Consider the following 23,206-nt stretch of genomic DNA (forward strand, 5'->3'; position numbering starts at 1 on the left):
TAAGCATCGTTAAATGCATAACCGCTTGCGGCGACTACGCCGCCTTCAACGGTATATGCACCTTCCCAGCTTTCGAAAATACGGAAATAGTGATAAGCGGCAATGGCAGTAACCAAGCCGGAAATGGTAAGCGCAGTCTTGTAGGCTGGGGCCACTTGCGAGCGACTTAACCACAAAAACAGCGTTGCTGCTGCCATAGTGGCAAATGTAAATGAGAATGCATTATAGACCAATGAATATTGGCCAAAAGTAAGATTTTCCACGTTTCTCTCCCCCTTTAGTTGACACCTCTAAGGGTGTCGGGAGCGTAGATTTTAACCTAAGCGTTTGATGTGTCAACCCATCCTTTATAAAGTTTTTTCCCCTATATTGCTTTAAATGGTGGGCCAGTGACGAGAGAAAAAGGGGTGCTGCAATGCATCTTTGTCGGCTCGCAAGTCGCTCGCACAGCCAACGCCCAATGACGCACGAGAGCTCCCGCACCGCGTCCTGCTTATCGACCGGTTAGGTGCAACCACTAACGCAGATACGATCGGTATAGCCATCGAAGCGGGTCTTTAGCCGGCCAAAGCCTATGGCACCAACGGTCGCGGTCTGCAAAAATAAGGCCCGGCAGTCCCCCAACCGCCGAGCCTTTAGCACTGATCCGATGCGTTAGGATCAGTAGCTATAATACATGTCGAACTCGACGGGGCTTGGCGTCATTTCCCAACGGGCGACATCTTCCATCTTAAGTTCGATATAGCTTTCAATCTGGTCCTTGGAGAACACGTCACCCTTCAACAAGAAGTCGTGATCAGCGGCCAGTGCATCGAGTGCCTCGCGGAGTGAGCCGGCAACGGTTGGGACTTGTGCGAGTTCTGCGGGAGGCAGATCGTAAAGATTTTTGTCCATGGCTTCGCCTGGATGGATCTTGTTCTGAATACCATCGAGGCCAGCCATGAACAAAGCAGCGTAGCACAGATATGGGTTGGCCATTGCGTCGGGGAAGCGGACTTCAACGCGCTTTGCCTTGGCACCTGCGCCATAAGGGATTCGGCAAGAGGCCGAACGGTTGCGCGCTGAATATGCAAGCAACACAGGCGCCTCGTAGCCGGGAACCAGGCGCTTGTAGCTGTTGGTGGTCGGGTTGGAGAAAGCGTTAATTGCCTTAGCATGCTTGATGATGCCGCCAATGAAAAACAGGCACATTTCCGACAGGCCAGCATAACCATCGCCCGCGAAGAGCGGTGTCTTGCCTTCCCAGATCGACAAATGGGTGTGCATGCCCGAACCATTATCTTCCTTGATAGGCTTAGGCATGAACGTCGCGGTCTTGCCATAAGCATGCGCTACCTGATGCACGACATATTTGTAGATCTGCATACGGTCAGCGGTCTGCGTCAGCGTACCGAAAGTCAGGCCAAGTTCATGCTGGGCTGCGGCCACTTCATGGTGATGCTTGTCGCATGGCAGGCCCATTTCCAACATGGTCGCAACCATTTCACCGCGGATATCCATTGCGCTGTCGACGGGCGCGACGGGGAAATAACCGCCTTTGGCACGAGGGCGGTGGCCCATATTACCGCTTTCATATTTGGTGCCGCTGTTGGTTGGCAGTTCGATATCATCAATCTTGTAATAAGATGTGTTGTAGCTGTTTTCGAAACGCACATCGTCAAACATGAAGAATTCGGCTTCTGGACCTACATAGACGGTGTCGCCGATGCCCGTGGTTTTCAGATAGGCTTCGGCGCGCTTGGCCGTCGAACGCGGGTCACGGCTGTACAGCTCGCCGGTCGATGGCTCCACAATGTCACAGAAGATAATCATCATCGGCGTTGCCGAGAATGGGTCAACATACACTGCGTCCAGATCAGGCTTTAGGATCATGTCGGATTCATTGATCGCTTTCCAGCCCTCGATCGACGAGCCGTCGAACATCAGGCCGTCTTCCAGCTCATCTTCGCCAATGACGCCCGCGCACATCGTCAAATGCTGCCATTTGCCCTTGGGATCGGTGAAGCGCACATCGACCCATTCGATTTCTTCATCCTTGATGCGCTTGATGATGTCTTTGGCTGAAGTGCCCATAATGCGTTCCTTCTTTCGCTTGTCTTTTTTAGGTGATTTGGATTTTTTAGACGGCATCATTATCGCGTTCGCCGGTGCGGATTCGCAACGCGGTCTCAACTGGGATAACGAAAATCTTGCCATCGCCAATGCGGCCAGTTTGCGCGGCAGCGGCAATCGCCTCAACAACGCGGTCGGCAAGGCCATCTTCGACGACAACCTCAAGCTTTACCTTGGGCAAGAAGTCGACGACATATTCAGCGCCGCGATATAATTCGGTATGGCCCTTCTGCCGGCCAAAGCCTTTGGCTTCGGTCACGGTGATGCCCGATACGCCAACTTCGTGCAGCGCCTCTTTCACTTCGTCCAGCTTGAACGGCTTAATGATCGCTTCGATCTTTTTCATGGCATTTCCTTGTATAACGCTCGAGGCATAGGCTCCGCGCGCACGGATGATGGGATTATCCTATCAAGTATCGTGCCAGATCGGGTGGCGCACAAACGGCGGCCTTTTAGGTGATTGTGGCAATGGCATCTGCCTAAATTTTAGGCAGATGCCAGATTCATGGGCAGCAGATTTTACTTAGCCGCCCTTTTTGCACCTCCGCTCAAAGCCGCGTCATTGGCCTTGGCATAATGCGCTCGGCTGACCACATAAGCGCGCATTTGTTCTGCCTCTTTTGGGCTGAGCACGCTGCTAAAGCTAACCATGCCGTTGCTTTTTAAGATGCCGTCGATCACAACAGATTTCCATGCTGCCGCATCGGCAATCGTGCCGGATTTGCGTAAGTCAGGCAGCACGCCGTTGCCAACCGCGCCGGGGCCGTGGCAGACGAGGCAATAACGTTGATAGTTTGATCCGCCTGCCGCGATATCGGCTGGCGTGCCGAATTGCTTGGTCGGCTTCCACACATAAGGCGGGGTTTCCGGTAAGGCGGGTAAAGCGATTTTGCCGCCCAATTTAAGCACGATCAAGCGCGGCAGGTTCGGCACGGCGGCACTCGTTGCCCCTGCATAGCCCGACACCAAGGGAAAAGCGCCGCCCTTGCTCGTCAGGAACGCCACATATTGTTCGCCATCCACGGTGTAGGTGGACGCGCCAGAGAGCACGCCTGACTGAACATTGATGTTTAGCAATTGCTTGCCCGTATCCGCCGCATAAGCTCGGAATTCGCCCATTGCGGTACCTTGGAACACCAGATTGCCGGCAGTGGTCATGGTGCCGCCATTCCATGATGCAGGATGGTTAACGGTCCATTTGGCTTTGCCCGTCTTGGGATCAAACGCCACCAATTTGCCAGTCGTGGCGGCCTTCACCGCCTTTACGAAGTTGACATCATCCGGGAGGTCCGCCGTCGCCATCGTGCCGCCGACGTTAAAGCCAAGCTTTTTACGCTCCATCTCATTTGGTGCCATTGGCGGGAGATACGCGCCGCCGATATACATGGCTGGAATATAGACCAGGCCCGTTGCCGGGTTGAAGCTCATCGGGTGCCAATTATGCGCACCAAGTGCGGACGGGTTGGCCAGATATAGCTTACCGGTTTTCTCGTACCGCGCTTCCGGGTTTTCAATCGGACGCCCGGTTTTCAGATCGTACCCGGTCGCCCATGTAATGCCGTCAATAAACGGGTTTGCGGACAATAATTTGCCATTCAACCGATCTATCGTGAAGAAAAATCCGTTTTTGGGTGCGTGGTAAAGAACTTTGCGTTCTTTGCCGCCACGCTTCTCGGTGGTCAAGATGATCGGCTGCGTGGCGGTATAGTCCCAGCTTTCGGCAGGGGTTTCCTGATAATGCCAGACATATTCGCCAGTATCGGGTTTCAGCGCGACAATGGAGGAGAGGAACAAATTGTCGCCTTCACCATTTGAACGAATACCATGGTTCCACGGGTTGCCATTGCCAACGCCGAGATACAGCTGATCGAGTTCCGCATCATAGACAATCGCGTCCCACACGGTCCCGCCGCCCCCGCTTTCACGCCAGTCACCCTTTTTGGGTTTCCCGCTCCAGGTTTTGGTTGCTGCGGTTTTGAGGATTTTGTCGCTGGCAGCGTTGTCCGGTTCGCCTTTAGGATTTGGCGTGGTGTAGAAACGCCATGCCTGCTTTCCGGTCGCCGCATCATAAGCGGTGACATAACCGCGTGCGCCAAATTCCGCGCCACCAAAGCCGATAACAACCTTGTCTTTCACCACACGCGGGACGCCCGTGATGGTGCCGTTCGATTCGAGATCAAGCGTCTGCGCGCTCCAATTCTGCTTTCCGGAGCTCGCATTGAGAGAAATCAGGCGACCATCGATGGTGCCGACAAAAACGCTGCCCTTCCAGAAAGCGACCCCGCGGTTGACAACGTCGCAGCAGGCTTTGACGCCGCGCGCTTTGTCGACTTCGGGGTCGAAGCTCCACAATGGCTTTCCGGTTTTGGCATCATAGGCAAAAACCTTTGACCAAGCGGTGGAGACAAACATCTTGCCATCGACCACCACTGGCGTTGCTTCTTGCCCGCGCGCATCTGGTAGGTCGGCAAACCAAGCGATGCCTAAATTTTGCACATTGCTGTCGTTAATCAGCGTCGACGGGCTGTGCCGTTGTTCATCATAATTGAAACCGGTCATCGCCCAATTGGCGCCGTCACCCCCGGTTTTCAAGTAATCACCGTCAATCGCTGCGAAGGCTGGATTGTCCGAGTCCATTGCCGATTTTTGGCACGAACCCAATACCAATGTCGCGCTTAACAATGCAGCAGCGGCCAAAAGCTTTTTTGTCATATTATCTCTCCCCCGAGAGGAGAGGCTATGCCGATGCCGCGCGCACGTCCAGTATGAATTTAATCGGCGGATTAAATTATATGTTGAATGGCCATTTTCATTTCGGAAGCAGCCTTGTCGTAAACGCGCGCGCGCAGATTTTCGACCGTTTCATTTGAGGAACTTTCAAGCGAACCGCCGCCGAAGGGAGGGGCGGGATCATATTCGAGTGCCAATTGGATGGTCCTTGCAACATCTTCGCTAGCAATTGTAGCAATAAGGTTAAGCGCAAAATCAATGCCTGAGGTGACGCCACCGGCGGTTATCAGATTGCCATCATGCACGACTCGCGCTGGCACGTGCGTTGCGCCGAACAGGGGAAGCAACTGTGTATAGGCCCAATGGCACGTTGCCTTTTTGCCTTGGAGCAACCCTGCCGCGCCCAGGATGAACGCGCCAGTACACACGCTGGTGATATAATCGGCACCCTTGGCTTGTTGCCGTACAAAATCGACAATGGCGGTATCTGCAATCGCATCGCGGACGCCATGGCCGCCGGGTACGCATAATATGTCGGCTTGCGGACAATCGGCAAAGCTGGAGCGCGGCAGGATTGAAAAACCGCAGTCGGTCGTGACCGCTTTGCCGTCTTTGGTAACGACGTGCACCTGCGCGCCGGGCAGGCGGGACAAAAACTGCACGGGCCCAGTGAAATCGAGCTGCGTTACATTGTCGAACAGGACGAAAACGATATGCATATAGCCCCGCGTGGTAGCCGTTTAGATCAGCTCAATCGCAAGCGCGGTCGCTTCCCCGCCGCCAATGCACAAGGAGGCGATGCCGCGTGTCTTGCCATGGCGCTGTAGCGCCGCAACTAAGGTTGTAATGATCCGCGCGCCTGACGCGCCAATGGGATGGCCAAGCGCGGTCGCGCCGCCATGCACGTTCACCTTATCATGCGATATGCCAAGATCGTGCATCGCGAACATAGCGACGCAGGCAAAGGCCTCATTCACTTCAAACAGGTCGACATCATCGATGGTCCAACCGGCCTTTTCCAAGCATCTGCTGATCGCGCCGACAGGGGCGGTGGTGAATGCTGAAGGTTCCTGCGCATGCGCGGCATGGGCCACAATGCGGGCAACGGGTGTTTGCCCGTTGGCATCGGCGACCGACTGACGCGTGAGGACAAGCGCTGCCGCGCCATCGGAGATCGATGAGCTGGTTGCCGCCGTAATAGTGCCGTCCTTGGCAAAGGCCGCTTTCAGCGTTGGAATTTTGTCGGGCATACCCTTGCCGGGTTGTTCGTCGGTATCGACAATGACGTCGCCTTTGCGTGTGGCAACGGTCACGGCGACGATTTCCTGCTTGAACGCACCATCGGCAATGGCCTTTTGCGCGCGGCGGAGCGATTCAATCGCGTAGGCATCCTGCGCCTCGCGCGTCAGTTGATACGCATTGGCGGTGTCTTGCGCGAATGTGCCCATGGCGCGGCCAGGCTCATATGCGTCTTCCAAGCCATCCAAGAACATATGGTCATAGGCCGTGTCATGGCCGATGCGCGCGCCGCTGCGATGCTTTTTCAGCAAATAAGGCGCATTGGTCATGCTTTCCATGCCGCCCGCAATGACATAATCGACCGACCCGGCGGCGAGCGCCTCGCTGCCCATGATAACGGTTTGCATACCTGATCCGCATACTTTGTTCACCGTTGTTGCTTGCACCGATTTGGGCAAGTCAGCCTTGATCGCGGCTTGACGGGCGGGCGCTTGGCCCAAGCCAGCGGGAAGGACGCAGCCCATGTAGATGCGCTCAATCATCGCGCCATCGATGCCCGCGCGTTCCACCGCGGCCTTCACTGCGGTCGCGCCAAGGTCGGTTGCGGAAACTTCGGCCAATGCTCCCTGCATCGCGCCCATGGGCGTACGGGCGTAGGACAAGATTACGACGGGATCGGCGTTGCGCATGGGAGATTCCTTTGGTTTCGATTTGGCGTCTTATAGGCCGCCGGGTCATCAAAAACAAATGTGAATCACCCCGCTTGCCCGCTTAGAACAGCGCCTTTAAATCGCGTTTCAGGATCTTGCCATTGGCGTTGCGTGGCAAAGTATCCTGCGTGAAGATGATTTTTACCGGCACCTTGAACTTCGCCAGACGTTCGCTGACATAATGTCGAAGCTCCTCCTCCGTAGCGGTCATGCCGGGTGCTAAATGCACGACGGCTGCGGGTTCTTCGCCTAAGGTTTGATGCGGTATGCCCACCAAAGCAGCGTCGGTAACTGCAGGATGTTCGTAGAGAATGTTTTCAACTTCCGAGGAATAGATATTCTCGCCACCGCGAATGATCATGTCCTTTGCGCGGTCAACAATGAAGCAGAAACCTTCTTCATCTAAGCGCGCAAGGTCGCCTGTACGTACCCAGCCATTGACGAATGTTTCGGCGGTGGCGTCGGGGCGGTTCCAATAGCCTTTAACGATTTGCGGGCCGCGTGCCCATAATTCGCCTACTTCACCAACGGGCAATTCTGTGATGCCATCCTCGGACATGATCTTCAGGTCGGATACCGCGACCGCCGGACCGCAGCTATCCGGACGGTTGAGATAATCTTCGGCCAAGTGTGAAGTTACGGTCGCCATGGTTTCGGTCATGCCCCAGCCATTGCCGGGCAAAGCGCCGAATATTTCGTGAATCTTGCGCACCAATTCCGGCGCAGATGGTGCGCCGCCATAGCTGATCGCGTCTATGGAACTGAGATCATATTTTTCGCGATCGGGATGCTCGATCAACTGCCACGCGATAAACGGCACGCCACCTGTAGCATTGACCTTTTCGCGCTCAATAATCTCGAATGCCTTCACGGTATCCCATTTGTGCAATAATATGATTTTGTGGCCAGCCTGAATGGTGGGGATCATCGATGCTGAACAGGCGGTGACGTGGAACATCGGGATCACAAGCAAGGAAGCCCGAATGCTTGGCTCAGGCAAAGAATCGCCCCGACGCAGCACCGTCGCCGCGCCCGAATAGGCACTAGAAAGGCCATTGGTGAGCAAATTGCGATGTGATCCCAATGCGCCTTTGGGTTTGCCGGTTGTGCCGCTGGTGTAGAAAATAGTGACAGCATCGTCAGGCGCTATTGCGACGTCCGGCAAGGGCAGGTCTGGCAAATCAGAATAGCTTTTTGGTTCGCCAATCACATTTTCGAGCGGAATAGCGGGTTCTGTCATCGCCGCCCTACCGCCACGCGTAACCATCACATGTTGCAGCGCGGGCATTTCGGCATTGTACGGCGCAATCCGGTCCCAGCGTTCTGCATCGCAGATCAAAACGGCTGCGCCCGAATCGGCCATGCCGAAGGCCAGCTCTTCGCCCGTCCACCATGCGTTCAAAGGTACAACAATCGCGCCCGTTGCGGCGGCGGCGAAAAAGGCGACCGGCCATTCGGGTAAGTTACGCATTGCAAGGCCGACGCGGTCGCCCTTTTTAATGCCGCATTCTTTTAGCGTCTGCGCCAATGACGCTACGGCGCGGTACCACGCGTCGTATGTAACGCGCTCATCTTCATACACCACAAATTCGCGGTCACCGAATGCCGCTTTGGCATGTCCGGCCAGCACGGCGAGATTGGGCAACGCGTTTTTCCAGACGCGCGTTGGCACGCCTTCAATCATGGCAGTTTCCATTTCAAATGGCATGCCCGGCGCACACAAGGCAGCCTTTACCTGATCACGGGTCATCACGGGCCAACCGGCAGGTGGCGTCCAATCTTTACCTGGCTCGATTATGGTCTCTCCATTCCGTCGCCACGCTTTGCGCGTGTCCGCCATGTCGATACGCCAAAATGGTTTCAATGTGCAACGCTTCGCGCTAGCAATTGATCAATTGATAAAGGGAGAGAGAAATTGACCGCAAATATGCAGAATGTGCTCGCAAAACAGCGCGCCGCGTTTACCGCCGCCATGCCTGAGGCCATGTCGGTGCGCCGCGACCGCATAGACCGCGCGATTGCGTTGCTGATCGACCATGCCGAAGATTTTGCAAAGGCCGTCTCGGCAGATTTCGGCCATCGCAGCCGTGAACAGACGCTGCTGACCGATATCATGCCCTCTGTTAGCGCGATGAAACATGCCAAGAAGCATTTTGAGAGCTGGGCCAAGGGCGAGAAGCGCAAACCCACCTTTCCGTTGGGCCTTATCGGGGCCAAGGCAGAGGTCGTGTTCCAGCCCAAGGGTGTGGTCGGTGTCGTTGCGCCTTGGAATTTCCCTGTCGGCATGGTGATGGTGCCAATGGCGGGCATCCTCGCCGCCGGTAACCGCGCCATGATAAAGCCATCTGAATTTACAGAGCGGGTGTCGGCCTTGTTTGAAGAACTTGTGCCCAAATATTTCGCTCAAGAGGAAATGGCGGTTTTCACAGGCGGCGCTGACGTCGGTATGGCCTTTTCCAAGCTGGCCTTTGACCATATGATCTTCACTGGTGCGACGAGCGTCGGCAAACATATCATGCGCGCTGCCGCCGACAATCTGGTGCCTGTCACGTTGGAACTTGGCGGCAAGTCGCCGACCATCGTCGGCCGCAGCGCGGACAAGAAAAAAGCAGGCGAACGGATCGCATTGGGCAAGATGATGAACGCTGGCCAAATCTGCCTCGCGCCGGATTATCTGTTGGTGCCGAGCGATCAGGAGCATGATGTGATTGAGGCTGTGAAGGCTGGCGTCACCGCGCAATATCCAAAATTGCTGCACAATGACGATTACACCTCGGTCGTGAACGGCCGCAATTATGAACGGTTGCAAAGCTATCTCGACGATGCGCGCGAAAAGGGCGCGGAGTTGATTGAGATTAACCCAGCCAATGAGGAATTTGCCACGTCCAACGGCAACAAAATGCCGCTGACCATCGTGCGCAAGGTCACCGACGATATGAAGGTGATGCAGGAAGAAATCTTCGGCCCCGTCCTGCCCGTGATGACGTATTCATCGGTGGATGAAGCCATTGATTATGTGAACGCGCATGACCGACCACTTGGCCTCTATTATTTCGGATCGGACAAGGCCGAGGAGGAACGCGTACTGACGCGGACTGTATCCGGCGGAGTTACTGTGAACGATGTGGTCTTCCACAATGCGATGGAAGACCTGCCCTTTGGCGGCATTGGGCCATCGGGCATGGGCAATTATCATGGCGCCGATGGGTTCAAGACGTTCAGCCATATGCGTGCCGTCTATCGCCAGACCGGCGTCGATGTTGCAGGCATGGGTGGCTTCAAGGCTCCTTATGGCAAGGCTACGCTTAAGACACTCGCAAAAGAGCTTAAGAAATAGGGTAAGTGAAGAGATAAGGATGCACTTGCATCATAATGGAGGCTCGGTTAGAGGGGCCTTCGCTTTATCGGGTTCGCTCGGCAAAGATGTGCCCCAGTGGTGGAATGGTAGACGCGCTGGATTCAAAATCCTGTTCCGAAAGGAGTGCCCGTTCGAGTCGGGCCTGGGGCACCACTTATTTTCCAAGCATTGCAGATTCCGGTTTTCCCGAACAGGAAACTAACGGCTTCGGTTCGACTGCACTCTTAGAATTTGATCATGATCCGCCGCACAAGCGCTGGCGAGATTGAATAAATCATCCGCAGAATCTTTACCATGCCGACATTGGCTTCCGGGGCGTTGGTCGCAATGGCATCAATGATTTCAGCTGCACATTGTTTGGCGGAGATTTTGTTGCCGTTGATCCGGCCACGCGTCATTGCGGTGTCGACAACGGGCGGCAGCGCCTCAATGACATGGACATTGGTGCCGCGCAAATTGTGCCGCAGCGATTGGGTGAAACTGCGCAAGCCCGCCTTAGTGGCGCAATAGACAGGGCCGCCAGCGCGTGGTGCAATGGCCAGGCCCGAGGTGACATTGACTATCACCGCCTCTTGCCGTTGTGTCAAACTCGGTAGGAAGTGACCGATCAGATGCAATGGTGCGTTGAGGTTCAGGAATATGGCCTGATCGGTCAGCGCCAAGTCAAGCGGCTCACCGGGACCGAAATTTCCGCTCATTCCGGCATTATTGATGAGCATGTCGATCGGCCTGTCCGCCAAAGCAGCGGCAAGCGTCGCACAGCCAGCGGCGGTGGACAGATCCGCTTGCATGGCCTCAAGACCTTCCGCCCGCGCGGATGCCAGCGCGTCCTCGCGACGGCTGCATACAATCACGCTTGCGCCTTTTGTCCTCAACTGACGCGCGATTTCCAGACCAATGCCGTCTGTTCCGCCCGTCACCAATGCGGTTTTGCCTGTGATTTTCATGCTATGGTTTCCCAGCCTTTTGTTGCGCTTATCGGTCTCATCACGTGACCTGCAGCGCGACAATGTCGCTCGCTTTATGTAGCCGCCAAGCGATCCAAGCAGATATCAAACAGGCTGCTGCAATCATGAACAAAGTGTCGGCAATGCTAAAACCCGCGCTTACGAGCAGGCTGTAAATGATAGCGCCAATGACCATAGCGCCGGAGTTAACAATATTGTTGGCAGCAATGGTCCGGGCGGTTTGCGACTTTGCAACGGTGGTGGTCAGAAACGCATAAAGCGGGACCACGAACATCCCGCCGGCAATGGAGATGCCCAGCAAATCGACAATCATCCGCTCGCCTTTACCAAGCATCAGGAAATCATACCAGTTCATCAACTCTTTACCCACCGGACCCCAATGACTGACGGTCCACCATAGATCGAGAACGAAAAGCCCCATTACAATCACCGAAGCGGGGGCATATTTTGCTGAGACGGTTCCTTTGAGGAGGCGATTTATTGCAATCGATCCAATGGCGATACCAATCGAGAAAAACGCTGTGAACAGGGTTGCGACGGTGTTGTCGCCGCCAATGGCATTCTTAACCATAGGCGGGAAGATCGATCCCAATACGGCGCCAATACCCCAGAAAAAACTGATGGCCATGATTGCCATGAAAAGATGGGGAATATGCATTGTGTCGCGCACCAGCTGCCAGCTGCTGCGGAAAATATTCCAATCCATTTTCGCGGTCGTAGCGTCGTTTTCGGGTGGAGCGTCCGGAACAGACTGGGCGGTCACCCGTCCAATGATGGCAACAATGATGATACCAACGCCGGCAATGTCGCCGGGTATAATGCCACCTGCAATCGTACCGCCCAATATGGCCAAATAGGTACCAGCTTCAACAAGACCAGTGCCACCCAGTACCTCATCTTTCTTCAGATGTTGCGGCAGGATGGCATATTTGATGGGACCAAAAAATGTCGAATGTACGCCCATCGCGAACAAGGCAGCGAGCATCAGCGGAATGTTTTGCAAATAGATGCCCGCCGCCCCAAAAAGCATGATGAATATCTCGGCCGTTTTAACCGTGCGGATGACTTTGGTTTTTTCAATCGTGTCCGCCAATTGCCCTGCCAAGGCGGAAAACAAGAAGAACGGTAGGATGAACAAAGCACCTGCAATCGCGTTGAAATTTGCTTCGCGCGTGGGGTCCGAATAAATCTCATAGGTGACCAGCATCACCATCGCCATTTTGTAGAAATTGTCGTTGAAGGCGTTGAGAAATTGCGTCACGAAAAGCGGAAGAAAACGGCGCTTGTTCATCAAAGACATCGTTGTGGCCATAAATTTACAAGCTTCCCATGCAGAGGATATACCGTGTCTTAGCCTCCGGTTGGAAGCATGGCAAAGCGCATTTCTTTCGACAGGTAAATAGTCAGGTGATTTTGTCCGCGCAGCACGCTATCTATGCGGTATGCTGAGCCTGCCCAATATTCTGACCCTGTCGCGAATTTTCGCCGTGCCCATTTTAGTTTTCCTTTTGTGGCCAGGAACAAAGCCGATGAGCGTGCAACCGATGCCGCTCGATTATGCTTTTGCTTTTGTGTTATATTGCTTGATGGGCATAACCGATTATTTCGACGGCTATCTGGCGCGCGCGCAGGGGACAGTGTCCAAATTGGGTGTTTTTCTTGATCCCATTGCCGACAAAATCATGATTGCGGCAGTCATCCTGATGCTGGTGTTTACGCGCGATGTGGAGGGGTGGCATGTGATAGCCGCTTTGATCATCTTGTTGCGCGAAATGATCGTGTCGGGCTTGCGCGAATTTCTTGCCGGGCTTCAGATTTCGGTGCCAGTGTCCAAACTCGCCAAATGGAAAACGACATTTCAATTGGTCTCGCTTGGTGGAATTATCTTGGCTGGGGCGTTGCCGGATTGGATTTTGCTCAAGCAGCTGGCGTTGCTGTTATTGTGGATAGCGGCGGTGCTGACGATGATTACTGGTTGGGACTATCTACGCGTCGGCATTAAGCATATGGATTGACGCCATGAAATTGGTGTATTTTGCAAGTGTGCGGGAGGCGATTGGGCTGTCATCCGAAGAATGCCATGTGCCACAGGATGCTTGCACAGTAGGCGATCTGGTGGCGAGGATTTCCGAGCTTTCCGAAGATCATGCCCGCGCATTACATGATCTTGACCGCCTGCGTTTCGCGTTGGACCAAGAAATGGTTACAGGCGATACTCTGCTCGGTGCGGCGCAAGAATTGGCGATCTTCCCTCCGGTGACGGGCGGATGAAAATCGTACGGATTAGCAACGCGGCAATTCAGTCTGACGCGGGTTTGGCTGCCTTGGCGGATCTTGGTGGTGGTGGGCTGGCCAGTTTCACCGGCATTGTGCGCGATGATGGCGGTGTAGCCGCGATCGAATTGGAGCATTATCCCAGCATGACCGAGGCAAGCCTCCATCGCCTCATAGACGACGCTACAGCACGATGGTCATTACTGGGTGCCGTTATTACCCACCGCGTCGGAATTGTGCCTGTGGGGGCTCCTGTGGTCGTTGTCGGGGCCGCTTCGCTGCACAGGGCGGAAGCATTGGAAGCAACGGCGTTCCTCATTGATCGGTTGAAGACCGAGGCACCCTTTTGGAAGCGCGAGCATTATGCCGATGGCAGTGCCAAATGGGTTGACGCCAAAGCGAGCGATGACGCCCGCGCCGAGCGCTGGGCCTGACGCTTAGTGTCTGATCCTAGCCTGCGTGCAAACCGCGCAGTGCATCCGCCAGCAGTTCAAATTCCTCTCGCCGCGGACTGTTGGTGCGCCATACCAAAGCAATTTCGCGTGACGCATATTCTGCGTTTAACGGCCGTGCCTGCACATCGGTGCCGTTCAATAACCCTGCTTTAACGGCCATTTCGGGGATGATGGTCAGGCCAAGGCCATTGTCGACCATTTGCACCAGCGTATGTAGCGATGTCCCCAGCATCGTTGCAAAGGCACGCATTTCGGGGCGGTTACATGCGGCTAGAGCATGGTCTTTCAGACAATGGCCATCGACCAGCAACAGCAAGCGGCTTTCGTCGATCAGTTCGGGCTTGATGCTTTCGGGGGGATCGCGCGGGTCGTCCTTTGGAAACGCCACAAACAAGCGGTCATCAAACAACGTCGCTTTTTCAATATCGCCGGCAGCAAAAGGCAGCGCCAGCAATACACAATCCACCTGCCCATGATGCAACGCATCGATTGCGGCGGCGCTGGTTTCCTCGCGCAAATATAGTTTCAGGTCGGGATATTGCTTGCGCAATGCGGGCAATAATTTGGGCAGTAAAAACGGAGCGATGGTTGGAATGACACTCATTCGCAGGTCATCGGCCAGTGGCGTGCCCGCCGAACGCGCCATTTCTGCAAGCTCCTCAGCTTCACGTAATATCCGGTGCGCCTTGGCTACCATCTTGTTACCAAGCGGCGTGAAGCGCACAACGCGGCGCGTGCGCTCAACCAACATCAGGCCAAGCAAAGATTCCAATTCGCGAATACCTGCCGAGAGCGTAGATTGCGTTACAAAACAGGACTCTGCGGCCTTTCCAAAATGGCCATGCTCTTGCAGTGCGACCAGATATTGTAGCTGTTTGAGCGTTGGAAGATATGTGCTCATAAATCGGTCCCGTTAATCAATGGGAAGCGTATAATCGTTTTTACCAATTTTTATATACATAATTATCGGAAAATTGCATCCTTTGCTGGAAAAACTAACCCGAACGTCTTAGCTTGGACACAATCAACGGGTTCGGCAAAAGCCAGAAGTGTCATTATGTTTATTTCTAATCTCATCGATTATCTCGACTCGATCAAAGAACGAGACCCGGCGGCGCGTTCGCGGTGGGAGATATTGTTATATCCCGGTGTTTGGGCGGTCGGCTATCATCGCCTGGCGCATTGGTTGTTTTTGGGTCAGATGTTTTTTCTGGCGCGGCTGGTCAATCATTTTGCGCGTTTCCTGACGGGTATCGATATTCACCCCGGCGCGAAAATCGGCAGTAAATTTTTCCTCGACCATGGCTTTAGTGTTATTGGAGAAACGGCGGAGATCGGTGATAATGTCACCATGTATCAAAATGTCACGCTTGGCGGTACAAACCCGACTACGGGTGTCGGCGGAAAGCGGCATCCGACGATATTGGATAATGTCATCATCGGTTCGGGCGCTCAGATTCTTGGACCCATTACGGTTGGCGAACGAGCACGCATTGGGGCGGCTGCGGTTGTGACAGACGATGTGCCCGCCGGTGCGACTATGATTGGCCAGAAAGCGCGTTCGACTTTGGTAAAAGCCGAAACCTACGCGCGGGATTTCATGCCTTACGGCACGCCTTGCCGCGAAATGTTTGATCCCGCGACCCAAAGCCTTGAGATCATGCAATGTGAGATTGAAAGCTTGCGTAAGAAAGTGGCCGAGTTGATGGCGGAGCGTGATGCGGCGTCCAACGTTACGCCTGCCAAGCCACGTCCAGCCAAAGGACGCAAGGTCAGTTGAGTGCGGTCATCACGCCCTTTCCCGGGGTTAGTCGCCACAATCAGGTCGGCTTTGACAAGAATGAGCTGGCGCAAATCCTGAACCTATATGGCCGGATGGTTGCGGCGGGAAACTGGCGGGATTATGCCATTGACTTAGGCCGCGACGCTGCTGTGTTCAGCATGTTCCGTCGCGCCACCGAACGCCCCGAATATCGCATCGAAAAACGCCCCGCTTTACGCAACCGCCAAGGCATGTGGGCCCTGGTTGGCGAAGGCGGCGCAATCCTAAAACGCGGCCATGATCTGGGGCCGGTGCTAGCACCTGTTGAACGCAAGCTTATGAAGCTGGTCGACGCATAAAAAAGCCCGGCCAAAGACCGGGCTTTTCAAAAAAATATTGGGGTGCCTTAGCCGAGGGCCTGCAACGCCTTCATGACGGCAATCGATTGTTCGCCGCCTGATTGCGGCACCGTTTCGCCGGTGCGGTCGATGATCTTGTCCCATGCTGCGGCGAAACCTTCGACATTGCGGTCTTCCTGACGCAGCGCGACGCCGGGTGTCATAGTGACATAAGCGGCGTGATAACCACCGCCGCCAGCACCGATAATCATGTTCGTCGGCGCATCTTCGCTAACCAGATAGAGCGCGGCCGGAACGACATTTTCGGGGGTGAATTGCTCGAACAGGCCTTCTGGGAAGATATCCTCGGTCATGCGCGTGCCAGCGACGGGCGCCAGCGAGTTTACGCGGACATTATATTTCGCACCTTCCAAATGCAGCGTCTTGGTAAAGCCAGCAAGGCCAAGCTTCGCTGCGCCATAATTGGCCTGACCGAAATTGCCGTACAGACCCGTGGATGATGTCGTCATCAAGATACGGCCATAAGCTTGGTCACGCATCGTGTCCCACACCGCCTTGGTGCAGTTGGCCGAACCCATGACATGGACCTGAAGCACGAGGTCAAAATCAGGCATATCCATTTTGGCAAAGCTCTTATCGCGCAAGATACCTGCATTGTTGATCAATATGTGTACGCCGCCAAAGGCCTCTTTCGCCTTAGCGACCATTTCGACCATTTGTTCATATTCGGTAACGCTGCCGCCATTGGCCATCGCTTCGCCGCCAGCAGATTTGATCTGCTCAACGACTTGCGCTGCTGCGTCGGACGTGCCTGTGCCATCGCGCGCACCGCCCAGATCATTGACCACCACTTTTGCACCGCGCTTGGCGAGTTCAAGTGCATAGGCCTTGCCCAAACCGCCGCCCGCGCCTGTCACAATTGCGACTTTATCTTTAAAACTGATGGTCATTCCCTATCTCCAGTATGTATAACGGACAGAGCCGTGAAATTTGCTCGCGTTTTGGCATGGCTAGTCACTTGACGCAAGCGTAAAGCAAGGGTGAAAAATTGTTACAAAGACGGAATTTAATCTTAATGGATCTGGTACCAAATTGCTTCCCACGCGTCATCGGTTGATGAACCCACCAAGGAAATTGGCGTGAATTCCTACTGTTTTACTGCCGCGATTGCGACGCTGATATGGCTTGGCCTGTCCGCGCCTGCGTTTGCGCAGTCGGCGGATGACGCCCAGCCATCGGCCGATATTTATGCTTCCAAGGCCGCAGAAATGGCATCAGAGTGGCAGCTAAGGCCGCGTTGGCGCGTGCAATATGATGTTGCCAGTATAGGCGGGCCCGATGGCTTGGCGGGTGTGGGAAATTTCCAAGATGTCCGGCGCGCGCGGATCGGGGTCGATCTGGCCATGCCGCATGGTTTTTCGGCGCGGGTTGAAACCGAGTTTACCGCTGATCCTATCGAATTGACTGATGCCTATCTGCAGTGGACCGGCAAGAATGTGAAAGTCATATTGGGCCAACAAAAGGCGCAGTTTCCGCTCGATCAAGAAAGCAGTGATCTCAACACGAGCTTTCTGGAACGCGCTGCGTTTGTCAGTGCCTTTGGCTATACACGGCGCACGGGGATTTCCGGACATTATGTCGCAGGCGATTGGGCAATATCCGGCGGGGTTTATACCGATCCGCTGGTGCGGCCGGATGATGTGGAAACGAACAGCAAATCGGTCGACGTGCGCACATATTGGTCACCGCAACTGGCGAAAACAAAGCTGCATTTCGGCGCGGCATATCATTGGCGCGAGCTGAATGATTTTCAGATGGCATCAACGCTATATCGAAGCCGGCCAGCGTTGCGTATTACCGAAACGCGTTATATCGGGACGCCAGCCTTGGCCGTCGTGAAAGAGCATCGCTTTGGAATGGAGGCGGCCGCGGTTCAAGGCCACTTCCATTTCGCGTCAGAAGCGCATTAGTTAAAGGCGCAGCGTGAGAACCTTCACGACCCGAATTTTTTCGGCGCTTATGCGGAGGTTGGGTTCTTCCTGACCAAAGACAGCCGCCCGTTAAATGGGGGCATGTTTGGCACGATCAACCCCCGCAAACCCATCGGCGGTGGCGGGCTTGGTGCTGTTCAGTTGAACCTGCGCTATGATTATTTGGACCTTAGCAGCGGGACAATCCTAGGCGGCACGCAAAATGCTTATCTCGCGTCGCTTATATGGACGCCAGCCGCGCATTTTCGCCTTATGGGTCAATATACCAAGTTGAAATACACCAACGCAGCCATCGCCGTTGTTGGAGATCGTTCCTACAGCGTCGACATGATTGGTGTGCGCGGCCAGATTTCGTTTTAGACGGCGTCCTGATCAAGCGAATAACCCGCCGAACGCACCGTTCGGATGATGTCGCTATCAAAGCCTTCGTTCAAGGCTTTGCGCAGACGGCGGATATGAACATCTACCGTACGGATTTCGATGTCGCTGTCATGGCCCCATACGCTGTCGAGCAAGCGTTCACGCGAAAAGACATGGCCAGGATATTCAAGGAAATGTTTGAGCAACCGGTATTCGGTAGGCCCTAATGGAACCTGCTTACCGCCGCGTTTCACCTTATGCGCCACGGTGTCCATTTCGACATCGCCGAAGCGCAAGGCTTCGCCAGCCAAGGCAGGGCGGACGCGACGCAACACCGCTTTGGCACGGGCAACGAGTTCGCGTGGTGAAAACGGCTTGGTGACATAATCATCGGCACCGATTTCTAGCCCACGTATCCGATCATCCTCTTCGCCGCGCGCGGTAAGCATGATGATGGGAACATTGGCGGTGTTGTCCGACTTGCGCAATTGGCGGCATACTTCGATGCCGGATAAATTCTCGAGCATCCAATCGAGCAACACCAAATCAGGTGTGCGCTCCTTGGCCATCAAAAGCGCCTCTTCACCGTCGCCAGTGTGTTGGACATCGAATTCCTCACGCTCAAAATGCCAGCGGACCAACTCGGCAAGCGCACTGTCGTCTTCAACCAATAGCAATTGCGCCTTGGGCATATATCTCTCCGCTTTAAGCGTCAGGCAGGTTTTCACCCGTTTCGGTAAAATAAATCATTTGCGCCACATTGGTCGTGTGATCGCCAATTCGTTCGAGGTTTTTTGCGGTGAACAGCAAATGCGCAACTTCTGTCGCGTTTGCGGGGTTTTTGACGACATAAGCGACGAAATCGACAAACAAATCCTTGTTCAGCTGATCCACCACATCATCGCGAATGGTAACTGCGCGCGCCAGATCGACGTCACGCTTGGCATAAGCGTCCATCGCGGTGCGGATCATTTCAACGACGATTTCGCCCATGCGGCCCAATTGCTCCAGCGCGGAGGAAGGAATTTTGCCGCTCATCAGCGGCACCCGCTTGGCGATATTCTTGGCATAATCGCCAATGCGTTCAATGACAGCTGACATTTTGAGCGCGGCGATGAGCTCACGTAAATCATCCGCCATGGGTGCGCGCAAGGCAATGGTCCGGACGACCAATCGTTCTACTTCGGTTTCGAGCACGTCGATGATTTTGTCTTCGGCGCGGATCGTTGCGGCTGTGTCCGTATCATGCTCGCGCAACGCCTTCATCGCGGCAATGACCGCAGCTTCGGCCCGCGCACCCATTTCGGCAATGAGCCCACGGATCTCGTCCATATCGTCGTCAAACGCAGTGATAGTGTGCCTTGTGCCCGTACTCATGTCGCAATGTCCTAACCGTAACGGCCTGTTATATAGTCTTTGGTGCGGTCTTCGCGTGGATTGGTAAATATGTCGGATGTTTCGCCAAATTCAATCAAATGGCCCAAATGGAAAAAGGCAGTGCGTTGCGAAACGCGAGCGGCCTGTTGCATATTGTGGGTCACGATGATGATAGCATATTTTCCGCGCAGGTCGTGAATTAACTCTTCAATCCGCGCCGTGGCGATCGGGTCAAGCGCGGAGCAAGGTTCATCCATCAGTATGACTTCAGGGTCCACCGCAATGGCGCGGGCAATGCATAGACGCTGCTGCTGACCGCCGGAGAGCGCCGTTCCGCTCTCGCTTAGGCGATCCTTGACCTCGGTCCACAATCCAGCGCGGGTGAGTGACGTCTCGACGATTTGATCCAACTCGGCCTTTCCGCTGGCGAGACCGTGGATACGTGGACCATAAGCGACATTGTCGTAAATTGATTTCGGGAATGGATTTGGCTTTTGAAACACCATGCCGACGCGCGCACGCAATTGCACCACGTCCATGCCAGATGCATAAATATCTTCCCCGTCGAGCAGTATCTGGCCTTCCACGCGGGCCCCTGCGACGGTGTCGTTCATCCGGTTCAAAGACCGCAGAAATGTCGACTTTCCGCAGCCGGATGGACCGATAAACGCCGTCACATTTTCCCGATCAACGTCGATCGAAACGTCGTTAATGGCTTGCTTGTCGCCATAATAAACATTCACATTGCGTGTGGATATTTTGGCTATTCCCGGGGTTACGCCCACATTAACGTCCTTTTTGTTCATAGGTCACCAACGCGTTTCGAAACGGTTGCGAAGATAGATGGCAAGGGCGTTCATGCCCAACAAGAATATCAGTAGCACAATGATTGCGGCACTGGTTTTTTCGACAAAGCCCTGATTGACCTCATCCGACCAGAGGTAAATCTGCACTGGCAAAGCGGTTGTGGCGTCGGTGAAACCTTGGGGCGCAGCTGGGATAAAGGCCCGCATGCCAATCATCAGCAGCGGCGCAGTTTCACCCAAGGCACGCGCCATGCCGATAATGGTACCGGTTAGTATGCCCGGAAGGGCAAGCGGAAGAACATGGTGGAACACGACTTGCACAGGCGAGGCTCCAATGCCCAATGCCGCTTCACGGATGGACGGTGGCACGGACTTGACCGCATTGCGGCCCGCAATGACGATGACTGGCATCGTCATCAAAGCAAGCGTTAAGCCGCCAACCAATGCCGACGATCGCGGCATGCCGAACAGGGTGAGGAACACCGCAAGCCCAAGCAAACCAAAAATGATCGACGGGACCGCCGCCAAATTGTTGATCGACACTTCTATCATGTCGGTCAGCTTATTCTTGGTGGCATATTCCTCAAGATATAAAGCCGCTAATACGCCGACTGGGAAGGCAAGCATCAGGGTAATCGCCATGGTCATAAGCGATCCCTTGAACGCCGCCCAGATGCCCACCGCCGATGGGTCTGTTGCATCGGCGCCTGTCAAAAACGTCCAGTTAAAGCCAGTGCGCAACGCATCCTTTTGCGCCAGAGTGGAGACTGTCTGTTCGGCTGCAGGCTCCCCAGCGCGCTTGAACGCGACATCCAATCGCGAGTCCACGGGCAACCAAAGTTGCTGCTTGCCCGTGACCAAAGCTGTATCATCAATCAGCATCTGCCGCACATTGCCTGCAGCACCAGCGGTCAAAAGACCCTCGCTGATTTCGCCATATTGCTGGCTGATGGCAAGTTCGACAATGCCGGGAACATCCATCGAATTGAGCGCAGCATCGGCGTTGGGGCCGCTGATCGAAGCAGCGGTTGTGCCGGACGTTAAAGCGGGAAAGTCAAAATCGACCGCGATCTCCGTGCGCTGAAAACCACGCAAGCCTTGGCCCAGCATCGTGAACAGCAAAAAGGCAAGGAACAAAGTCGACAAGGCAACAGCCAGAAAGCCCATTGCCTTAAAGCGACGCTCGGCCGCATAGCGTCGCGCAATGCGCTTCTGCATGATTTGGCCGTTCCAGTCGGTGGGCGTCGGATTCATGATGGCGTTACTCATATGCTTCCCGATATTTTTTCACGACACGCAAAGCGACATAATTGAGGAAGAATGTCGTCACGAACAATGCAAGGCCCAGCGCAAATGCCGCGAGTGTATGCGGGCTTCCAAAATCCTGGTCACCGGTCAAAAGCGCGACAATCTGAACGGTTACGGTGGTGATGGTTGCAAACGGGTTGGCGGTGAGGTTGGCCGTATAACCCGCCGCCATCACCACGATCATGGTTTCGCCAATGGCGCGGCTCACGGCGAGCAAGACACCGCCGACGACTCCGGGCAGTGCCGCAGGCAACAAAACCTGTTTGATGGTTTCGCTTTTGGTGGCGCCCATGGCGAGGCTGCCGTCGCGCATGGCATTGGGCACGGCGGCGATGCTGTCATCGGACATGGATGACACCAATGGAATAATCATGACGCCCATGACGATACCAGCCGCCAAGGCGTTGTCGGACGCAGCATTGCTAACGCCAAGCAAGACTGCAAAGTCTCGCACAGCAGGTGCCACGGTCAACGCGGCAAAATATCCATACACCACGGTTGGCACACCTGCGAGGATTTCGAGGATCGGCTTCATCCATTTACGCACTGTCGCGGACGCATATTGCGTTAAGAAAATCGCACTCATTAACCCCAATGGAATGGCGACAATCATCGCGATGACCGCGCCGATGAAAATCGTGCCCCAGAATAACGGAATCGCGCCATACCCATTTTCGGCCCCAGGCGTCACAACCGATTTCGGGTTCCATTCGGTACCAAACAAAAATTCAAATGGCGATACCATCGAGAAGAAACGCCATGATTCAAAAATCAACGAGGCAAAAATCCCCAGCGTCGTAAGAATGGCAATCAAGGATGCGACCAGCAACCCGAACATGACAACGCGTTCGACCTTGCTGCGGGCGCGGAAGTCGGGCTTGATGCGGGTGAATGCATAAGCGCCGCCGGCGAAGAGCAGCAATAATGTCGCGGCCACGCCAATCCATTTATAATAAGACAACGCGCTGGCATATAAAGGAACAAGCTTTTCGCTTTCATCCTGAAACGCAGCTGTTTGGAAACCTTGTGCAATCGCCCGCGCTTCCGACAAGATCGCAGCGCGCGCAAAACCTTCTTGGGGCAAGTCAGCCGCCGCAGGGGCAGACAGCACCATGTTGGTCACCAGTGACGGGGAAATCGATTGCCAGATGAACATGAAAACAAGCGCAGGCGCTATGGCGCAGATCGCGACAAACCAGCCGTGATAATAAGGCAGGCTGTTTACGGTGCCGCGCGGACCATTTTTTGCGCTGCGTACAAACGTAGCGGCACGCGCACGCCCAGCGATCCAACCAATCAGGCCGAGACCAAGGACAAGGAAGAGCAATGCCGTTCCAGTCATAAACTTATCCATGCTCCCTTGGACCAGATGATCCGAAACCCGTCATACACAGCGC

21 protein-coding genes, 1 tRNA gene and 2 pseudogenes are annotated in these 23,206 nt (G+C 54.7%); 8 read left to right on the plus strand and 16 right to left on the minus strand.

Annotated features, from left to right (window positions below; translation table 11 throughout):
- The 7 genes and pseudogenes from Q0O33_RS08985 to Q0O33_RS09015 form a co-directional block, all read right to left on the minus strand.
- Positions 1–263, minus strand: a pseudogene (locus tag Q0O33_RS08985) (xanthorhodopsin); the annotation flags it as partial.
- A gap of 397 nt (positions 264–660) precedes the next feature.
- The gene (gene glnA, locus Q0O33_RS08990; protein WP_295498538.1) at positions 661–2,073 is read right to left on the minus strand and encodes a type I glutamate--ammonia ligase; all 1,413 of its coding nucleotides are present in this window, start codon (positions 2,071–2,073) and stop codon (positions 661–663) included.
- Between the two features lie 46 nt (positions 2,074–2,119).
- A complete protein-coding gene (locus tag Q0O33_RS08995) occupies positions 2,120–2,458 on the minus strand; it encodes a P-II family nitrogen regulator (protein ID WP_125231011.1) in 339 nt (112 codons plus the stop codon).
- A 173-nt stretch (positions 2,459–2,631) separates the two neighbouring features.
- Positions 2,632–4,824, minus strand: a complete 2,193-nt coding sequence (locus Q0O33_RS09000; RefSeq protein ID WP_295498540.1) for a PQQ-dependent dehydrogenase, methanol/ethanol family — start codon at positions 4,822–4,824, stop codon at positions 2,632–2,634.
- A gap of 71 nt (positions 4,825–4,895) precedes the next feature.
- Positions 4,896–5,561, minus strand: a complete 666-nt coding sequence (locus tag Q0O33_RS09005; RefSeq protein ID WP_295498543.1) for a DJ-1/PfpI family protein — start codon at positions 5,559–5,561, stop codon at positions 4,896–4,898.
- A gap of 21 nt (positions 5,562–5,582) precedes the next feature.
- The gene (locus Q0O33_RS09010) at positions 5,583–6,770 is read right to left on the minus strand and encodes an acetyl-CoA C-acyltransferase (protein WP_295498546.1); all 1,188 of its coding nucleotides are present in this window, start codon (positions 6,768–6,770) and stop codon (positions 5,583–5,585) included.
- 82 nt (positions 6,771–6,852) lie between these two features.
- On the minus strand, positions 6,853–8,541 hold the full coding sequence (locus Q0O33_RS09015; protein ID WP_295498609.1) for a class I adenylate-forming enzyme family protein: 1,689 nt from the start codon (positions 8,539–8,541) through the stop codon (positions 6,853–6,855).
- A 177-nt stretch (positions 8,542–8,718) separates the two neighbouring features.
- Between Q0O33_RS09015 and Q0O33_RS09020 the strand changes: the two genes are divergently transcribed.
- Together Q0O33_RS09020 and Q0O33_RS09025 are read left to right on the plus strand one after the other, a co-directional pair.
- The gene (locus Q0O33_RS09020) at positions 8,719–10,128 is read left to right on the plus strand and encodes a coniferyl aldehyde dehydrogenase (RefSeq protein ID WP_295498612.1); all 1,410 of its coding nucleotides are present in this window, start codon (positions 8,719–8,721) and stop codon (positions 10,126–10,128) included.
- 90 nt (positions 10,129–10,218) lie between these two features.
- Positions 10,219–10,302, plus strand: a tRNA-Leu gene (locus tag Q0O33_RS09025).
- Positions 10,303–10,373: 71 nt separating this feature from the next.
- Here the strand turns inward: Q0O33_RS09025 and Q0O33_RS09030 are convergent.
- Together Q0O33_RS09030 and Q0O33_RS09035 are read right to left on the minus strand one after the other, a co-directional pair.
- Complete coding sequence (locus Q0O33_RS09030; RefSeq protein WP_295498549.1) at positions 10,374–11,096, minus strand: SDR family NAD(P)-dependent oxidoreductase; 723 nt, start codon at positions 11,094–11,096, stop codon at positions 10,374–10,376.
- 40 nt (positions 11,097–11,136) lie between these two features.
- Positions 11,137–12,429 (minus strand): MFS transporter, encoded by a 1,293-nt coding sequence (locus Q0O33_RS09035; RefSeq protein WP_295498552.1) that lies wholly within the window; start codon positions 12,427–12,429, stop codon positions 11,137–11,139.
- A 130-nt stretch (positions 12,430–12,559) separates the two neighbouring features.
- On the opposite strand from Q0O33_RS09035, the gene pgsA reads away from it, so the two are divergent.
- The 3 genes from pgsA to Q0O33_RS09050 are packed head-to-tail and all read left to right on the plus strand — an operon-like array spanning position 12,560 to position 13,825.
- Positions 12,560–13,132 carry a CDP-diacylglycerol--glycerol-3-phosphate 3-phosphatidyltransferase gene (gene pgsA / locus Q0O33_RS09040; protein WP_295498555.1) on the plus strand — a complete coding sequence of 191 codons (573 nt, stop codon included), beginning with the start codon at positions 12,560–12,562 and terminating at the stop codon, positions 13,130–13,132.
- Positions 13,133–13,136: 4 nt separating this feature from the next.
- A complete protein-coding gene (gene moaD, locus Q0O33_RS09045) occupies positions 13,137–13,388 on the plus strand; it encodes a molybdopterin converting factor subunit 1 (protein ID WP_295498559.1) in 252 nt (83 codons plus the stop codon).
- Complete coding sequence (locus Q0O33_RS09050; RefSeq protein WP_295498561.1) at positions 13,385–13,825, plus strand: molybdenum cofactor biosynthesis protein MoaE; 441 nt, start codon at positions 13,385–13,387, stop codon at positions 13,823–13,825. Before moaD ends, Q0O33_RS09050 begins: the two co-directional genes overlap by 4 nt.
- A gap of 16 nt (positions 13,826–13,841) precedes the next feature.
- Here Q0O33_RS09050 and Q0O33_RS09055 read toward each other — a convergent pair whose 3' ends face one another.
- The gene (locus tag Q0O33_RS09055) at positions 13,842–14,747 is read right to left on the minus strand and encodes a hydrogen peroxide-inducible genes activator (protein WP_295498564.1); all 906 of its coding nucleotides are present in this window, start codon (positions 14,745–14,747) and stop codon (positions 13,842–13,844) included.
- A 156-nt stretch (positions 14,748–14,903) separates the two neighbouring features.
- Between Q0O33_RS09055 and epsC the strand changes: the two genes are divergently transcribed.
- Both epsC and Q0O33_RS09065 read left to right on the plus strand, forming a co-directional pair.
- On the plus strand, positions 14,904–15,626 hold the full coding sequence (gene epsC / locus Q0O33_RS09060) for a serine O-acetyltransferase EpsC (RefSeq protein ID WP_295498567.1): 723 nt from the start codon (positions 14,904–14,906) through the stop codon (positions 15,624–15,626).
- Positions 15,623–15,967, plus strand: coding sequence for a DUF2794 domain-containing protein (locus Q0O33_RS09065; protein WP_295498571.1), 345 nt, complete (start codon positions 15,623–15,625; stop codon positions 15,965–15,967). Before epsC ends, Q0O33_RS09065 begins: the two co-directional genes overlap by 4 nt.
- Before the next feature lie 47 nt (positions 15,968–16,014).
- On the opposite strand, the gene Q0O33_RS09070 is transcribed toward Q0O33_RS09065, so the two are convergent.
- Positions 16,015–16,917: an SDR family oxidoreductase gene (locus Q0O33_RS09070; protein ID WP_295498574.1), complete on the minus strand. Its 903-nt coding sequence runs from the start codon at positions 16,915–16,917 to the stop codon at positions 16,015–16,017.
- Between the two features lie 318 nt (positions 16,918–17,235).
- On the opposite strand from Q0O33_RS09070, the pseudogene Q0O33_RS09075 reads away from it, so the two are divergent.
- Positions 17,236–18,318: pseudogene (locus Q0O33_RS09075) on the plus strand (porin).
- Here the strand turns inward: Q0O33_RS09075 and phoB are convergent.
- Genes phoB through pstC form a run of 5 tightly spaced genes read right to left on the minus strand, consistent with a single transcriptional unit; the run spans position 18,315 to position 23,151 of the window.
- Positions 18,315–19,010, minus strand: a complete 696-nt coding sequence (phoB, locus tag Q0O33_RS09080; RefSeq protein ID WP_295491557.1) for a phosphate regulon transcriptional regulator PhoB — start codon at positions 19,008–19,010, stop codon at positions 18,315–18,317. The pseudogene Q0O33_RS09075 and the gene phoB overlap by 4 nt on opposite strands.
- Positions 19,011–19,023: 13 nt before the next feature.
- Positions 19,024–19,695: a phosphate signaling complex protein PhoU gene (gene phoU, locus Q0O33_RS09085; protein ID WP_295498579.1), complete on the minus strand. Its 672-nt coding sequence runs from the start codon at positions 19,693–19,695 to the stop codon at positions 19,024–19,026.
- A gap of 11 nt (positions 19,696–19,706) precedes the next feature.
- Positions 19,707–20,480, minus strand: coding sequence for a phosphate ABC transporter ATP-binding protein PstB (pstB, locus tag Q0O33_RS09090; RefSeq protein WP_295498582.1), 774 nt, complete (start codon positions 20,478–20,480; stop codon positions 19,707–19,709).
- A gap of 24 nt (positions 20,481–20,504) precedes the next feature.
- A complete protein-coding gene (pstA, locus tag Q0O33_RS09095) occupies positions 20,505–21,770 on the minus strand; it encodes a phosphate ABC transporter permease PstA (protein ID WP_295498585.1) in 1,266 nt (421 codons plus the stop codon).
- Complete coding sequence (gene pstC, locus Q0O33_RS09100; RefSeq protein ID WP_295498615.1) at positions 21,763–23,151, minus strand: phosphate ABC transporter permease subunit PstC; 1,389 nt, start codon at positions 23,149–23,151, stop codon at positions 21,763–21,765. The genes pstA and pstC overlap by 8 nt, the downstream gene beginning before the upstream one ends.
- Positions 23,152–23,206 lie beyond the last annotated feature (55 nt).

This window comes from Sphingorhabdus sp. EL138 (genome assembly GCF_945862485.1).
Classification (GTDB): domain Bacteria; phylum Pseudomonadota; class Alphaproteobacteria; order Sphingomonadales; family Sphingomonadaceae; genus Sphingorhabdus_B.

What these genes read in the sequence shown, in the direction of transcription:
- Q0O33_RS09015 (WP_295498609.1), bottom strand. Translation starts at nt 8,541, where the DNA reads ATGACCCGTGATCAGGTAAAGGCTGCCTTGTGTGCGCCGGGCATGCCA.
- Q0O33_RS09010 (WP_295498546.1), bottom strand. Translation starts at nt 6,770, where the DNA reads ATGCGCAACGCCGATCCCGTCGTAATCTTGTCCTACGCCCGTACGCCC.
- Q0O33_RS08995 (WP_125231011.1), bottom strand. Translation starts at nt 2,458, where the DNA reads ATGAAAAAGATCGAAGCGATCATTAAGCCGTTCAAGCTGGACGAAGTG.
- Q0O33_RS09070 (WP_295498574.1), bottom strand. Translation starts at nt 16,917, where the DNA reads ATGACCATCAGTTTTAAAGATAAAGTCGCAATTGTGACAGGCGCGGGC.
- pgsA (WP_295498555.1), top strand. Translation starts at nt 12,560, where the DNA reads ATGCTGAGCCTGCCCAATATTCTGACCCTGTCGCGAATTTTCGCCGTG.
- phoU (WP_295498579.1), bottom strand. Translation starts at nt 19,695, where the DNA reads ATGAGTACGGGCACAAGGCACACTATCACTGCGTTTGACGACGATATG.
- Q0O33_RS09030 (WP_295498549.1), bottom strand. Translation starts at nt 11,096, where the DNA reads ATGAAAATCACAGGCAAAACCGCATTGGTGACGGGCGGAACAGACGGC.
- moaD (WP_295498559.1), top strand. Translation starts at nt 13,137, where the DNA reads ATGAAATTGGTGTATTTTGCAAGTGTGCGGGAGGCGATTGGGCTGTCA.
- Q0O33_RS09000 (WP_295498540.1), bottom strand. Translation starts at nt 4,824, where the DNA reads ATGACAAAAAAGCTTTTGGCCGCTGCTGCATTGTTAAGCGCGACATTG.
- Q0O33_RS09035 (WP_295498552.1), bottom strand. Translation starts at nt 12,429, where the DNA reads ATGGCCACAACGATGTCTTTGATGAACAAGCGCCGTTTTCTTCCGCTT.
- Q0O33_RS09005 (WP_295498543.1), bottom strand. Translation starts at nt 5,561, where the DNA reads ATGCATATCGTTTTCGTCCTGTTCGACAATGTAACGCAGCTCGATTTC.
- glnA (WP_295498538.1), bottom strand. Translation starts at nt 2,073, where the DNA reads ATGGGCACTTCAGCCAAAGACATCATCAAGCGCATCAAGGATGAAGAA.
- pstA (WP_295498585.1), bottom strand. Translation starts at nt 21,770, where the DNA reads ATGAGTAACGCCATCATGAATCCGACGCCCACCGACTGGAACGGCCAA.
- Q0O33_RS09055 (WP_295498564.1), bottom strand. Translation starts at nt 14,747, where the DNA reads ATGAGCACATATCTTCCAACGCTCAAACAGCTACAATATCTGGTCGCA.
- Q0O33_RS09050 (WP_295498561.1), top strand. Translation starts at nt 13,385, where the DNA reads ATGAAAATCGTACGGATTAGCAACGCGGCAATTCAGTCTGACGCGGGT.
- phoB (WP_295491557.1), bottom strand. Translation starts at nt 19,010, where the DNA reads ATGCCCAAGGCGCAATTGCTATTGGTTGAAGACGACAGTGCGCTTGCC.
- Q0O33_RS09020 (WP_295498612.1), top strand. Translation starts at nt 8,719, where the DNA reads ATGCAGAATGTGCTCGCAAAACAGCGCGCCGCGTTTACCGCCGCCATG.
- pstC (WP_295498615.1), bottom strand. Translation starts at nt 23,151, where the DNA reads ATGACTGGAACGGCATTGCTCTTCCTTGTCCTTGGTCTCGGCCTGATT.
- epsC (WP_295498567.1), top strand. Translation starts at nt 14,904, where the DNA reads ATGTTTATTTCTAATCTCATCGATTATCTCGACTCGATCAAAGAACGA.